General features: G+C 44.9%; 13 protein-coding genes. 4 read left to right on the top strand and 9 right to left on the bottom strand.

Translation table 11 applies throughout. The annotated features are described in order from the left end of the window. The first annotated feature begins 1 nt into the window (after position 1). Together F8L24_RS02970 and waaF are read left to right on the top strand one after the other, a co-directional pair. Positions 2 to 1,036: a glycosyltransferase family 4 protein gene (locus tag F8L24_RS02970; protein ID WP_294951593.1), complete on the top strand. Its 1,035-nt coding sequence runs from the start codon at positions 2 to 4 to the stop codon at positions 1,034 to 1,036. Further along, positions 1,020 to 1,973, top strand: a complete 954-nt coding sequence (waaF, locus tag F8L24_RS02965) for a lipopolysaccharide heptosyltransferase II (protein ID WP_294951591.1) — start codon at positions 1,020 to 1,022, stop codon at positions 1,971 to 1,973. Before F8L24_RS02970 ends, waaF begins: the two co-directional genes overlap by 17 nt. On the opposite strand, the gene gmhA is transcribed toward waaF, so the two are convergent. Continuing rightward, positions 1,965 to 2,531, bottom strand: coding sequence for a D-sedoheptulose 7-phosphate isomerase (gmhA, locus tag F8L24_RS02960; protein WP_294951590.1), 567 nt, complete (start codon positions 2,529 to 2,531; stop codon positions 1,965 to 1,967). The two genes, waaF and gmhA, sit on opposite strands and share 9 nt — an antisense overlap. A 93-nt stretch (positions 2,532 to 2,624) precedes the next feature. Here gmhA and F8L24_RS02955 point away from each other — a divergent pair, with 93 nt between their 5' ends. Further along, positions 2,625 to 4,004 (top strand): glycosyltransferase family A protein, encoded by a 1,380-nt coding sequence (locus F8L24_RS02955; protein WP_294951588.1) that lies wholly within the window; start codon positions 2,625 to 2,627, stop codon positions 4,002 to 4,004. Between the two features lie 3 nt (positions 4,005 to 4,007). Here F8L24_RS02955 and rfaE1 read toward each other — a convergent pair whose 3' ends face one another. Next, positions 4,008 to 5,438 carry a D-glycero-beta-D-manno-heptose-7-phosphate kinase gene (gene rfaE1, locus F8L24_RS02950; protein ID WP_294951586.1) on the bottom strand — a complete coding sequence of 477 codons (1,431 nt, stop codon included), beginning with the start codon at positions 5,436 to 5,438 and terminating at the stop codon, positions 4,008 to 4,010. Further along, entirely contained in the window at positions 5,431 to 6,444 is a 1,014-nt protein-coding gene (rfaD, locus tag F8L24_RS02945) for an ADP-glyceromanno-heptose 6-epimerase (protein WP_294951584.1), read from the bottom strand. Before rfaD ends, rfaE1 begins: the two co-directional genes overlap by 8 nt. A gap of 98 nt (positions 6,445 to 6,542) precedes the next feature. Between rfaD and F8L24_RS02940 the strand changes: the two genes are divergently transcribed. Next, on the top strand, positions 6,543 to 8,249 hold the full coding sequence (locus F8L24_RS02940) for an ABC transporter transmembrane domain-containing protein (protein ID WP_294951583.1): 1,707 nt from the start codon (positions 6,543 to 6,545) through the stop codon (positions 8,247 to 8,249). Here F8L24_RS02940 and gmhB read toward each other — a convergent pair. The 6 genes from gmhB to ccoS all read right to left on the bottom strand — a co-directional run bounded on the left by gmhB (position 8,246) and on the right by ccoS (position 13,448). Continuing rightward, positions 8,246 to 8,764: a D-glycero-beta-D-manno-heptose 1,7-bisphosphate 7-phosphatase gene (gene gmhB, locus F8L24_RS02935; protein WP_294951581.1), complete on the bottom strand. Its 519-nt coding sequence runs from the start codon at positions 8,762 to 8,764 to the stop codon at positions 8,246 to 8,248. The two genes, F8L24_RS02940 and gmhB, sit on opposite strands and share 4 nt — an antisense overlap. Positions 8,765 to 8,788: 24 nt before the next feature. Next, positions 8,789 to 10,030 (bottom strand): glucose-6-phosphate isomerase, encoded by a 1,242-nt coding sequence (locus F8L24_RS02930; protein ID WP_294951579.1) that lies wholly within the window; start codon positions 10,028 to 10,030, stop codon positions 8,789 to 8,791. Beyond that, on the bottom strand, positions 10,027 to 11,442 hold the full coding sequence (locus tag F8L24_RS02925; protein WP_294951578.1) for a phosphomannomutase/phosphoglucomutase: 1,416 nt from the start codon (positions 11,440 to 11,442) through the stop codon (positions 10,027 to 10,029). The genes F8L24_RS02930 and F8L24_RS02925 overlap by 4 nt, the downstream gene beginning before the upstream one ends. Positions 11,443 to 11,526: 84 nt before the next feature. Further along, positions 11,527 to 12,540, bottom strand: coding sequence for a UDP-glucose 4-epimerase GalE (galE, locus tag F8L24_RS02920; protein WP_294951577.1), 1,014 nt, complete (start codon positions 12,538 to 12,540; stop codon positions 11,527 to 11,529). Positions 12,541 to 12,566: 26 nt separating this feature from the next. Further along, positions 12,567 to 13,148, bottom strand: a complete 582-nt coding sequence (locus tag F8L24_RS02915) for a YfaZ family outer membrane protein (protein WP_294951576.1) — start codon at positions 13,146 to 13,148, stop codon at positions 12,567 to 12,569. 57 nt (positions 13,149 to 13,205) lie between these two features. Then, the gene (ccoS, locus tag F8L24_RS02910; RefSeq protein WP_294951574.1) at positions 13,206 to 13,448 is read right to left on the bottom strand and encodes a cbb3-type cytochrome oxidase assembly protein CcoS; all 243 of its coding nucleotides are present in this window, start codon (positions 13,446 to 13,448) and stop codon (positions 13,206 to 13,208) included. Positions 13,449 to 13,676: the final 228 nt, after the last annotated feature.

Genomic DNA, 13,676 nt, shown 5'->3' with positions numbered 1-13,676 from the left:
TATGCAGAAACTCTACTTGATCCGTGCCAATAAAAAGTTGTCAGGCGGTGCAGAAATGTATCTTGCACAGCTTTCGGCACAGTTGGAAAAACGCAAGATAGATCATGCAGTCCTCCATTCCTCTCTGCCCAAATTTCTGCCGGCATGGCTGAGAGTGCTGCTCTTTGATTTTATGACCTGCCGAAAAAAAGAAGATAAATTTTATTTCTCTCTTGACAGAATATCCTGCCCGGATATTTACAGAACCGATGACGGTGTACACAAAGTTTTTCTCAGTATTGAGAATAAGTCAAAGACAAATCCTCTGCACTGGGTTTATCTTGCATTGGAGGCAAAAGCGTTCCGCAGAGCCAAAAAGATCATTGCCATTTCAGGCATGGTCAAAAACAACATTATCGACGCTTACGGTATCGACCCTTCAAAGATCGTGGTGATTTACAACGGGATCGAACTTCAGGAGTATGATACAAGCCATGCTTTTCCAAAACTGTCAAAAGAATTCAGGATCGCACAAGCACAAAAGATCATTACTTTTGTGGGGAGCGGATTTAAACGAAAAGGGGTAGAAGAATTTCTACATATTATTTCCAGACTGAAGTATGATGACTTTAAAGCATTCATCATAGGCAAAGAAAAAAAACTGTCCTGCTATGAAGATATGGCCAGGCAACTTGGTTTGGAAAACAAAGTTGTATTTACCGGCCCGAGAAAGGATGTCAATGATTTTTATGTGATCAGTGATATCTTTTTATTTCCTTCACGCTACGATCCGTTCGGCAATGTTATTTTGGAGGCGATGCAGTTTTCCAATGCAGTGATCACCACACGGCAGTGCGGTGCAGGGGAGATCCTCGATGAGGCATTTGTGATGGATCGTCCTGATGACTACAGCATTGCAGCGACTATAGACGGTTTGCTGAATGATGATCGCTTATTAGACGAGATCAAAGCAAAGAACAGACGAACGGTACAAAGTTTTACCATTGAAAAAAATGTGGAAGAGACATTGAAGGTGATACATGAAATTATTTATTGAACTCCCGACCTGGCTCGGTGATGCTGTAATGGCTACCCCCGCCATAGAAAATATTGTCAAAAGCTATCCAGGATGTGAAATCACTGTTTTTGGCTCTTTCCTTTCTACACAGCTGTTTGGGGAGCATCCCAATGTCAAAAAGATCATTGTGGATAAAAGCCGAAGCGGGGGTAACAGGTATCTTAACCTGTATCAACAGGCCGGACAGATAGGAAAGGTAGATATCGCCATCTCGTTCAGGAGCAGTTTTGCAACGAAATTTCTTTTCTGGTTTCTTGATGCTTCCCAAAAATGTACCTATCGCAAAGCAAAAAATATTGAACGCCATCAGGTGCTGCGTTACAATGATTTTGTCAACCGTTGTCTGGGCTTGCAGACCATGCCGGGTGCGTTGAAGGTCTATCAGCGTGATATTATTCCTCCCAAAAGGAAAGACAGAAAGACAGCAGGTATCAACCCCGGGGCAACTTACGGAAGTGCGAAACGCTGGTATCCGGAGAAGTTTGCGGAGGTGGCTGTTGCACTGGCCGGTAAATATGATATTGTGATCTTTGGCGGTCCGAATGAAAAGGATATCGCAGCGGATATAGAAGGAGAACTGCAAAAATCAAGTGTCATGAATTATGTGAATCTTGCCGGAAAAACTACGATTCCTGAACTGATAGATCAGATTTCACAGCTGGATCTTTTTATTACCGGAGACAGCGGTCCGATGCATGTGGCAGCAGCGTTCAGAGTGCCGACGGTGGCTCTGTTCGGGCCGACAAAAGACAAAGAGACGAGCCAGTGGAAAAACCCTCATGGAAGGATTGTCAGAAAAGAGATGGCCTGTGCTCCCTGTATGAAACGAACCTGCCCGCTGAAGCATCATGAGTGTATGACAAAAATAGAACCCGAAGACATACTTGATGCTGTGAAAAAGGTGGAGTCAACTTAGTTCATTGTCTACGATCTGGCATAGTGTATGTCCAAAGAGTATATGCATTTCCTGAATTCTGGGGGTATCATCCGAAGGCACCACAAGATTGATGTCGCATATTTCATTCATAGCACCGCCGGTATGTCCTGAAAATCCGATGGTCGTGCATCCGCGTGCTTTGGCCGTTTTGAGTGCAGAAAGGACATTGGCAGAGTTTCCGCTTGTTGAAATACCGATGAGAAGGTCCCCTTCATTGGCAAGTGCTTCGACCTGTCTGTCAAAAACCCGCTCATAGCCGTAATCATTACCGATTGCAGTGAGTGCAGACGTGTCTGTTGTCAGGGCGATTCCCGGCAGTCCCTTTCTTTCGCTTTTGTATCTGCCGGTCAGTTCGGCGGCAATATGCTGAGCATCGGCAGCAGACCCCCCATTTCCGCATAAAAGTACTTTATTGCCTTTTTTCAGTGTATCGGTCAACATTTCAGATGCGGTTTCAATGTTCGGTATGAGTTTTTTTATGGTTTTTTCAATGGTGGCCCTGTGTGCTTCAAATTCAGCGAGTATAATATCTTGCATGATCACTCCTCATAATGTAGAATGGTATCAAATTTTTATATAATTAGCGATGATATATTTTGGGGAATACAGATTGAGAAAAAAGGGAGTTTCATGAGCTATCATATACCTACCGCATTATTGGTGTTTGTAGAGGAAGGCGGTACACTTGAAAATTTTTGGAAAACATTTGAAAAAAGTGAATATTTTACAGACAGTTTGCATCCTGTCGTCCGGTCTGTATCCATAAAAGAGGACAGCAGTACCTTGTGGAACAGGGCAGTGCAGGAATACGAAGCATCATCGATGTCTTCCTGGAGTATGCTGATGGTCTTGACCGATGTAGAAGAAATTCAGCGTTTTGCAGTAACCATGAAATTAAAGCGCAAAGAACCGACGATCGTGATGCGCTGGTGGGATGAAATTCCCGAACTTGAAAAAAGCTATAGGAACAGACTGGTTTTCAACCGTTATACCGGCATCAATTTCATTCAGAACAAAGAACAGTATGATCAAAATGCCATGATGCCAAAAGGCAGGCTCAAACTGGATAATCCTGTCCTTCTGGACCAGCCGGTACTGCTAAATAATGATTCAGACATGAAAGTGATGCGTCATACACTGTTTTCGATCTCGGAGCCCGACCGGGTAGATATCTTTGGACAGAAGAAAAAAAATTACGGTGAAATACGCTTAACGGTTGCAACACATTTTTATTGCAACCAGGAGAATATCGATACGATAGTAGATCTTCTTGAACACTACAGCCGTTACAACAAGGAAGTGCTGGACCATATACAGTTCGTCATTGTCGATGACGGTTCACCGATAGAATATGATATTCCCAAATTCGATATGAACCTGACATGGATCAAAATAGACCAGGATATCCGCTGGAACCAGTCGGGAGCAAAAAACCTCTGTATGCTGTATGCACATTCGAACAATGTGGTGATTTCAGATGTAGATCACCTTTTTCCTGAACATACTCTGGAATGGCTCAGCCAACGAAATATTTCCCATAAAAGATTCTATAAACTGTACAGAAAACGCCCTGACGGAACAATGACAAAGGGGCATCCGAACCTTTTTTATCTGTCCCGGGCGCGATGGTTTGAACTGTACGGCATGGATGAGGAGTTTGCCGGTGCCTATGGTGCGGAAGATTTCCGTTTTGTAAAGAACTTTAAAAACCACGGGACGGTACAGCGCTATCTTCCCAAACGTTTTTACTGTGAAATACGCAAGGTAGACAGAGAAAAGTCATACCATTCGCTCGTACGTGATCTTAGTTTCAATACGAGTGTCGATACAAGGAAGCGTATGGAGGCAGACTATTTTGGTGCGGATTTCGGATATAGCAGAAGTATGTTCAACTACACCTGGCATATTTTGTCAGACAGCCGGAGAAAAATACCTGTACTGCCTCCTTTGGACAGAACATGGCGTCCCCGCTGGCTGCTGCGGCAGCTTGCCACACTGCTGTGCGGCTGAGATTCAGCATTTTGTTCCGCTGATCTTTGCAATGATATTGCTGGTACTCTTCCCTTCGACAAAATCTATCAGGCGTACTTCTTTGCTTAGATCGCTCCCTACAACCTCTTTCCCTTCGTAGTCGGCACCTTTGACAAGGATATCGGGAAAGATACATTTGATCAGCGCATAGGGGGTATCTTCGGTAAACGGTACGACATAGTCGACACTTTCCAGTGCAGCGAGAAGGTAGGCCCTGTCTTCGAGAGGATTGACCGGTCTGTCTTTTCCTTTGAGCCGTTGTATGCTTTCGTCACTGTTAAGCCCCACGATCAGAAAATCACCCAGTTCTTTGGCCTTTTGAAGGTAGCTGGCATGTCCCCGGTGTAAAATGTCAAAACAGCCGTTGGTGAAAACAATTTTGCGTTTCTGCTCTTTAAGCCTCTTGGCAATACGTGTGATCTGACTGAAATCCTTGATCTTGCTTTCCGCCTGTCCCTTGTTGAGTGAATGCTCATACTCTTCTATCTCATTGAGTGTGGCTGTGGCGGAACCGACTTTCGCTACGACAACCGCTGCCGCCTTGTTGGCAAATTCACAGGCACGATTGATCTCCAGACCAGAGGCCAGGCCGAGTCCCAGGGCAGCTAAAACGGTATCTCCTGCTCCTGTAACATCGTAAACTTCTCTTGCAACTGTGGGGATAATACGCATTTCATTATTGAAAATGGCAATCCCCTCTTCACTGAGTGTAATGATACCGTAAGTCAGATCCAGTTCTTTTTTCAGTTTGTATCCGGCTTCAAGCAGTGTTTCAACGTTACGTATATCGATACCAGTTGCAAGCGAAGCTTCTTTTTTGTTCGGCGTCAGCAGTGTTGCACCGGCATACTTGCTGTAGTCTGCCCCTTTAGGATCGACAAGAACCGGTTTGCCGTGTTGTTGTGCCAGGGCAACGATATTTCGGGTCAGAGCAGGAGTAAGGACACCTTTGCCGTAATCGGAAAGCAGAAGGGCATCATAGGAAATGATTTGTGCCGAAAGATTTTCGAGAAGGGTTTTCTGGGAGAGCAGAGAAATATCTTCTTTGCTTTCGTCGTCAAAACGGATGATTTGCTGGTTTGAGGCGATCACACGGCTTTTTTTTGTCGTGACACGTTCGCACTCTTTTATAACGGCATGACAGTCTGCACCTGCTTTTTGCAGCAGGGTTTCTGCAAGCTCGGCATTTTTATCACCGCCAAGTACGGTATAGACATGCACCTCGCTCTCAAGTGCGATGAGGTTGTTGATGACATTGCCTGCCCCGCCAAGCAGGTTGCTTTCTTTTGCAACTTCAAGTACCTGAACGGGTGCTTCCGGGGAGATGCGTTCGCATGTTCCCCAGATGTAATGATCGATCATCAGATCACCGACCACGGCGATCCGAACCTTTTTCCCCCTGAGATCATCCATGAAGTACTTCTTCCTCATACATACGTTTTATCTCACCGAGATAATCGTGTATGCCTGCTTCAAGTTCCCATTCCGGTACATAGCCAAGAAATTCTTCGGAGGTACGTATGTCTGCCTGTGTATGCATCTGATAGCCGGTAAAAGGGTTGGGAAAATAGTCGGTACCGTAATGCGTACCCAGTTCTTTCTGAAGAATATCGGCAATATCCTGGAAGCTTCTCGGCTTGGAGGTCCCGACATTGTAAACACCGCTCTTCTTTGGAGCACAGGCTTTGATGTTTGCCTGAATGACATCTTTGATATAGACAAAATCACGCACGATTTTGTCGCTGCCTTCAAAAAGTCTCGGTGTTTTCCCCGAGAGTATCTGGTGCCCGAACTGTATAACGGTCGAAGCGGTTTTGTCTTTGAAAAATTCCCGTGCGCCGTAAACATTGAAATACCGAAGCCCCACGATCGTCATATTCGGGTGTTCTTTCATGTACCGGTAAGCGATCTGATCCATTGCATATTTGCTGAAACCGTAAGGATTTTCCGGTCCTTCCCTGCCGACTGTCTGGGGTGAAGGCTGTGAACCGTATGTTGCTGCGGAACTGGCATAAACGAGTACAGCCTCTGTTTCAAGTGCCATTTCAAGAATAGTGTAGAAACTGTTGACATTGGTCTGCATAACGATCTTCTGGTCATATACACGTGTGTCGGAAATGGCCGCTTCATGGAAGATGTAGTCGAAACGGTATTTTTCTTTCAGCTGCTGCAGATCATGCGGGCTGTTCAAATCTCCGCACACGATATCACCGTGAAAACCGATAAGATTCTTGTAGTGTCCGAAACTTTTCAGGTTGCCGTTCGAAAAAGTTTCTTCGCTTCTGAAACGGTCAAATATGACGATGACGGCTTCGGGAAAATTCTCTTGAAAGTAAAAAGCCAGATTGGACCCTATAAATCCGGCACCGCCTGTAATGAGTATGGTTTTATGGTTAAAGTCTATAGTGTTGTATTTCATGCGATTATTATATCCTGATTTTTATATATGGTTACTGTCATTAGACGGCTATCATCACTACTTTGGTATAATGTTTCAGACTTAAATCAAGGCATTGAATGAAAGATCTCTTCCGTTATTTCTTTCCGTATTTTAAGGCGTATAAAAAAGAGTTCCTCTTTGCTGTACTCGGTATGATCGCTGTGGCAGCAGGTACAACAGGCTCTGCGCAGCTGCTTAAACCTGTGCTTGACCAGGTATTCATCAATAAAGACAGGGAGATGCTTGCATTGATCCCTTTTGCGATCGTCGGGGTTTTCCTGCTGAAATCGGTAGGAAAATATGTACAGACCTACTACACGATCTATATCGGGAATGATATTGTCCGTAAGATACGCAACAAGCTCTCACTGCATCTGATGTACCAGGATATGGCATACCTGAACAAAATGCGCAACGGTGAATTGCTCAGCCGTACGACCAACGATATTGCACGTGTACAGAATGTTGTATCGCATCTGATCCCCTCTGTACTGCTCAATGCCCTTCTGATCGTTTCACTGACCGGCTATGTCATTTATGAAAGTCCCAAACTGGCTTTCTATTTTCTGGTGGTTATGCCTCTGGCACTTGTACCGCTTCAAATACTTGCCAAAAGAATGAAACGCTACTCCACACGGTCACAGGAAAGTGCAGCGGACCTTACTACGAGGCTTACCGAGATTTTTAACAATATCGAGATTATCAAATCAAACTCATCACAAACATTTGAACAGCAGCGCTTCGGTGATGAAAATATGAATTTTTTCGAGCTTTCCATGAAACAGAGCAAAGTCAATGCGCTGGTCAGTCCGGTACTGGAATTCTTCGGTTCCATTGCGATCGCTGTTGCCATTTATATCGGTGCGAATGAAGTCATTGACGGATATATGACAGTGGGTAGTTTTTTTGCTTTTGTGACAGCGCTGTTCATGCTTTATGACCCTATCAAGAAATTTTCCAACATACATAACCAGATGCAGGATGCCCTGGCCGCTACTGAACGTATAGAAGAACTTTTCAGTGTGACACCGGCGATCACTTCGGGGAAAACCGTGCTCGAGCATATAGAGAAGATAGATTTTAAGAATGTGTCGCTGCTGTATGAAGAGAAGCCGGCACTCCGCAATGTAACACTTGAAGCAGAAACAGGAAAAGTCTATGCTCTTGTCGGTGACAGCGGGGCAGGAAAGAGCAGTTTCATCAATCTGCTCGTACGTTTTTACGATGCGAGTGATGGTACCTTGCTCATCAATGATCGTCCGATCCAGTCCTATACCCTGGCTTCACTGCACCGCAAGATCGCTTTTGTGACACAGCGTATCTTTATTTTTCAGGATACGGTAGCCCATAATGTTGCCTATGGCGAGAAGGTGGATGAAGAACGGGTCAAAGCAGCATTGAAAAAAGCATTTATCTGGGAATTCATTGCACAGCTTCCAGAGGGGATCAATACAAGACTGGACGAATTTGGTACCAATCTGAGCGGCGGGCAGCGCCAGCGTATTGCTCTGGCAAGAGCACTGTATAAAGATCCGGATGTGCTTATTCTTGATGAAGCTACCTCGGCGCTTGATAACAAAAGTGAAAAAGCCATCCATGCAGCACTTGAGGCATTGAAAGAGGAAATGATCACTTTCATCGTTGCCCACAGACTGAGTACGATCGAACACGCGGATGTTATTTTGGTGTTTAAAGAAGGCAGGATCGTAGACAGAGGAACCTATGCGGAACTTCTGGAACATTCCGAGGAATTTGGGAAATTGACCAATCCGAAACAGTCTTAAGTAATAGAAGGCAAATGTTTGCTGCATTGGGCCACTGAGTCAAAAGAGAAGGTGGTATTTTTAATGTTTCCCTGAGCGATGGCAATACTCCGGCCGATCCCTGCATTGTGGGCCAGATCGATATCGCTCTGTTTGTCACCGATCATCCATGAAGCCGAAAGATCAATATCATATGCTTTGGCGGCCTCTTCTATCATCCCTGGTGCAGGCTTGCGGCAGCGGCAGCCGGCATCGGGCAGGTGGGGGCAGTGGTAGACCTGTGAAATTTTTATACCGTGGTGTTGAAACACGCGTACCATCCAACTGCTCAGCTTCACAAAGTCTTCTTCGGTGTAATATCCCCTCCCGATCCCGGACTGGTTGGTCACAACAAATATCAAATACCCTGCATCCGAAAAATGTTTGACCAGTTCAAATATCCCGTCAGAAAATTCAAAACCTTCTTGTCTGCAGACATATCCGTGATCGATATTGATGATCCCGTCACGGTCGAGAAAGAGGGCTTTTTGTTTCATTTCGGAACCATTCAAAAATATTTTTTAGGAAAAACTGTCTGTTTTTTTGTTTAATCCGGCAAGTTTATCCTTCAAGATACGCTTGCCTGCTTCAACACCCGGCTGATCGTAGGTATTGACATCAATAAGTTCTCCGACAAGCGAGGTAAGCAATTCATAGTAAAAGATCAGTGCACCGATGTTGGCCTCGGCTGTATCCTGAATGACAATTACATCGACAGGAATCTCTTTTTCGTTCAGGAGTGCTTCCATGACTGAGTCACACTGCATGTTGATCAGTTTTTCAAACGGCAGACTGTTCAGGACATCAAGCGACTCTAGATGCGGCAAAGTAATATCGGGTATGGTAATGTTGTCATTGAAATCTGCTATCTTTATGAATGTAACCGACTTGTCGCGTGTACCCTCCATAATGAGCTGTAAAAAAGAATGCTGGTCTTTGGGGCCGATGAGACCGATGGGTGTCAGGCCTACATGGAAAGCAGAATGTTTCTGATGTTTTCCCAAACTCTCCCCCCAAAGCTGAACATACCATTCACAGAAATATTTGAGTGATTCAGAATAGGCAAAAAGACAGTTAATATGGTACTGTGCATGGTTTCTGGCGTAATAGGTCGCTTTTTTAAGCAAAGTATCTTTCATGTAGCCGTCTTTAAAAAAACTTTCCTTAATGTGTCTGGCCCCTGACAGAAGGGCTTCAAGATCAATGCCGCTCAGTGCCAGCGGAACCAGACCAACTGTTGAAAGTACAGAAAATCTTCCTCCTACATTTTCGGGAAGGTACAGTACTGCGGCATGGATCTCTTTGGCATACTGTTCCAGCGGAGAGCCGGGATCGGTAATGAAAGTGTAGGCAGAAGGATCACTTTTTATTGAATAAATATACTTGTAAATGGCAAATGTTTCTACCGTACTCCCCGATTTTGAAATGACAAGGAAATGGGTCTTGTCAAGGTTGAATTTTTCAAGAAGAACGGTGATATTGACCGGGTCCGTACTTTCAAAGAAATAGAGATCTCTTTTAAGCGTATGAAGCGGTTTAATGAATTCATAGACAGCTTTTGCTCCGAGTGAACTGCCTCCGATCCCAATGACTGCTATCGTTTCAACGGTATCCGGGACAGTACTGCAATATTCCAGAATAGGTGCAATATCCTGATCGGGCAGATGGTAATAGCCGATATGTTCCTGTTCCGCGCAAATGGCATCAAAAGCTTCCTGTTGGACGACCTGATCGTCAGTGGTAAAGTAAAGTGTATTGGTCATAGTGCATACCTCGCAGTTTCAATGAGTATATTGATTTTTTTTTCGTATTCTTTGGCTAAAGCCTGGTCTGTAGATTCAAAACGTGTTACAAGTACAGGAGTGGTGTTGGAAGCACGTACAAGTCCCCAGCCCTTTTCAAAGTTGATGCGTACACCGTCAACATCAATGATACTGTGAATATCAGGAAAGTCTGACGGAGGTATTTTAAGCATTTCTTTTATTTTGTCCATGAGGGCAAACTTTTCTTCCTCTGTTGTTTCTATTTTAATCTCTTCGGTTGAGAATACATGGGGGAGAGCTTCTATTTCTCTGTCCAGGTCGATACCTTCTTCAACCAGTTCCAGCATACGCAACGTGGCATAAATAGCATCATCGTAGCCGAAGTACCGGTGTTTGAAAAAGATATGTCCGCTGACTTCACAGGCCAGGTCGGCATGGATCTCTTTCATTTTGACCTTGAGATTCGAGTGGCCGGTTTTATACATGACGGTTTTTGCACCCCGTCGTTCAAGTTCATCATACATGACCTGGGAACACTTCACCTCTCCTATGACAGTAGGGTTTTCCATTTTCATAGCATACAGCAATGCCATTTGGTCGCCTTTGATATTGTGCTTGTGTGTGAGCACTGCAATGCGGTCTGCATCTCCGTCATAGGCAAACGCGATGTCTCCTTTTTTTTCCAGAACTTTTTTGACATCGGCAAGATTCTGCTCTACCGAAGGATCGGGATGATGGTTGGGGAAGGTACCGTCTGGTTTGCAGTAAAGACCTTCATAGCTGAGTTCCAACGCATCGAAGATCTTTGTCAGTACTGTGTCTGCAACGCCGTTGCCGCAGTCAATGACGATCTTTGTATCAAGCCTTTTGAGATGGATGAACTCTTTGAGCATGAAGTCAATATAGGGTGTTTTGACATCAATATCGATCTTTTCCGTATTGTCGGGTATGATCCTCTCCCGGTCTGCAGTAATAGCATCACCGAGTGCATAGATTTCCTCACCAAAGAAAGGTGCTCTGTCAATGGTGATCTTGAAACCGTTGTATTCAGAAGGGTTGTGCGATCCGGTGATCATGATAGACGCATCAGTCGTGGCGGATGGAGGGCAGTCGGCGATTGGCGGCTGTGGATCTAAATCTGCTATTTTCTGATAATTGGAAAAATAGTTTACCGGGGTAGCTACCATGCCCATGTCAAGTACAGTACATGCTGCTGCATTGAGCCCGGAGGTGAGCCAGTCTCTCAGGATCGGCGAGTGGGAGCGGGCATCATATCCGATGGAAACAATCTTGTTCCCTCCGATCTTTCTGCCAAGATGATATCCGATACTTTTGACACTCTGCTCATTGAGCTCTTTTTCATAAATGCCTCTGATGTCATATTCACGAAAAATGGATGTATTGACAGACATGAGCACGTTCCTTGCATATTGGATGGATGCTATTCTATCACAGGCTGCATTAATGTAGTGTTTGTGAGGAAATTTGATGTGTGGTTATTTCCGGTATCCGTTGGGGTTCTTCTCCTGCCATCTCCAGCTGTCTGCACACATTTCATCGATTCCTTTGCCTGCTTCCCATCCCAGTATTTCTTTGGCATAGCCGGGGTCTGCGTAACATTGGGCGATATCCCCGGCCCGGCGAGGAGCAATACAGTAGGGTACTTCTCTGCCTGAAGCTTTTTCAAATGCTTTGACCATATCCAGAACCGAATAGCCGGTTCCTGTACCGAGGTTGATAGTCATCACTTTATTGAATTCGGGGAGTTTTACAAGTGCTTTGACATGCCCGTTAGCCAGATCCATGACATGGATATAGTCTCGGACACCCGTTCCGTCAGGGGTGTCGTAATCATCTCCAAAAACACTGAGGCAGGAGCGCTGCCCTACGGCAGTCTGGGTGATGAAAGGCATGAGATTGTTGGGAATACCGTTGGGGTCTTCACCGATCAGGCCCGAAGGATGGGCTCCCACCGGGTTGAAGTACCGAAGGAGCACGATCTTCCAGGTGTTGTCGGAAACGTAGAGGTCTCTGAGTATCTCTTCTATAAAAAGTTTGCTTCTGCCGTAAGGGTTGGTGGCAGATGTAGGAAAATCTTCCGTAATGGGCGTGGTGTGCGGATCACCGTATACCGTGGCTGAAGAACTGAAAATGATCGATTTGCACTGATGTTCCGCCATGACTTCACAGAGTGCAACGGTACCGCAGACATTGTTGTCATAATATCTGAGAGGTTCTTCTACTGATTCACCTACCGCCTTGAGTCCTGCAAAATGGATGACGGCATCGATCTTGTGCGAAGAGAAGAGACGGCGAAGCTGTACTTTGTCCCGTATATCACCTTCTACAGTGATGATCTCTTTTCCCGCGATCTTCTTTACCCGGGAAATACTTTCTTTTGAAGCATTGCAGAAATTGTCATATACAATGACACGGTAGCCTGCCTGAAGAAGTAAAATAACAGTATGGGAGCCGATATAGCCGGCACCGCCGGTCACTAAGATATTCATAGAGATCCTTTTGGAGCGGGATGATGTCAGAAGGCTATCCTCAGTCCGCCGTAGAAACTGTCGTTAAAATTATAATCGCCGTAGCTGTAGTCTGTATCTATGTTTCGGTAGCCTACAAAAACATGTGTATTGGAAATGACTTCCATGTCGGCGCCGATACGAAATTCACTGTAGTCTTCCCCGTCACTGAAGGTAAGTACGGAAGGCGCATAGGCAAAGTCGGCAAAAAGCGAAGTCATCGGAATAGTATCTATCAGCGGCAATGCATAATTTGCTTTGACAAAAAGCGGCAACGCTGTAAAACTGTCTGCAAAAACAGCTTTTGCCCCGAGAGCAACAGTAAGTCCTTCTATGCCGGGAAGACTGTTCTGACCGCTGAAACCTACAGTAAAAAGATGCTCTCCATTGTCGTGATCGTTGGCTCCGGAATAAAGGTAGCTTCCGCTGATGAGGTAGGAGGTACCGCTCGAATAGTCAGCCAGTGCATTAAAATCTATCTGTCCGCTGATCTCAACATCTTCATTGTTGATATTGAGGCCAATGCTTGATTCAGCCTGTATAACGGCAGTCAGTAAAAAGGTCGATAAAAGTATTTTTTTGAAGATCATGATCCTGTGCCCTTTCATATTTATACATATTATAGCACGGAATTTATTATTGCTCTATTAGTCTGCGGGCATATATTTTTTCTTTTTTTCTTCCGCTTTCTTTTTCAGACGCGCTTTTTTCTTCTCTTCCATCATTGCGGCATCCCGCAGCTCCTCTTCACTGTCAAAACGTGCAGCATCGATAAATTTGGATTCATCATCAAACTGTCCTGTCCTGACACCCCAGAGCAGGGCGGCAAGACCGGTTGCACCAAGCAGCGTGGAGATACCGATCATCACGATGATAATATGTTCAGACATGGGAAATACCTTTTGACATAATGAGATAAAATACAGTATAGCATGAAAGGGTTAACTGCATGATTTATTTTTCTTTGAATTTCAAAAATTTGATACGCATAGAGTTTCCTACAACGATCAGAGAACTCAAACTCATGGAAAGCGCGGCAATAAGAGGGTTGATGTATCCTGCCATGGCAAGCGGAACGGCGACTGTATTGTAGAGCAGGGAGAATCCGAGGTTTTCCC

Source organism: Sulfurovum sp., from assembly GCF_015493435.1.
GTDB lineage: Bacteria > Campylobacterota > Campylobacteria > Campylobacterales > Sulfurovaceae > Sulfurovum.
This window is presented reverse-complemented; position numbering and strand designations above follow the sequence as displayed.

Excerpts from the sequence above, each read along its gene's own strand:
- F8L24_RS02970 (WP_294951593.1), top strand. The coding sequence starts at position 2 with ATGCAGAAACTCTACTTGATCCGTGCCAATAAAAAGTTGTCAGGCGGT.
- rfaE1 (WP_294951586.1), bottom strand. The coding sequence starts at position 5,438 with ATGGATGATCTCAGGGGGAAAAAGGTTCGGATCGCCGTGGTCGGTGAT.
- F8L24_RS02940 (WP_294951583.1), top strand. The coding sequence starts at position 6,543 with ATGAAAGATCTCTTCCGTTATTTCTTTCCGTATTTTAAGGCGTATAAA.
- F8L24_RS02925 (WP_294951578.1), bottom strand. The coding sequence starts at position 11,442 with ATGTCTGTCAATACATCCATTTTTCGTGAATATGACATCAGAGGCATT.
- ccoS (WP_294951574.1), bottom strand. The coding sequence starts at position 13,448 with ATGTCTGAACATATTATCATCGTGATGATCGGTATCTCCACGCTGCTT.
- F8L24_RS02930 (WP_294951579.1), bottom strand. The coding sequence starts at position 10,030 with ATGACCAATACACTTTACTTTACCACTGACGATCAGGTCGTCCAACAG.
- waaF (WP_294951591.1), top strand. The coding sequence starts at position 1,020 with ATGAAATTATTTATTGAACTCCCGACCTGGCTCGGTGATGCTGTAATG.
- rfaD (WP_294951584.1), bottom strand. The coding sequence starts at position 6,444 with ATGAAATACAACACTATAGACTTTAACCATAAAACCATACTCATTACA.
- gmhA (WP_294951590.1), bottom strand. The coding sequence starts at position 2,531 with ATGCAAGATATTATACTCGCTGAATTTGAAGCACACAGGGCCACCATT.
- galE (WP_294951577.1), bottom strand. The coding sequence starts at position 12,540 with ATGAATATCTTAGTGACCGGCGGTGCCGGCTATATCGGCTCCCATACT.
- F8L24_RS02955 (WP_294951588.1), top strand. The coding sequence starts at position 2,625 with ATGAGCTATCATATACCTACCGCATTATTGGTGTTTGTAGAGGAAGGC.
- gmhB (WP_294951581.1), bottom strand. The coding sequence starts at position 8,764 with ATGAAACAAAAAGCCCTCTTTCTCGACCGTGACGGGATCATCAATATC.
- F8L24_RS02915 (WP_294951576.1), bottom strand. The coding sequence starts at position 13,148 with ATGATCTTCAAAAAAATACTTTTATCGACCTTTTTACTGACTGCCGTT.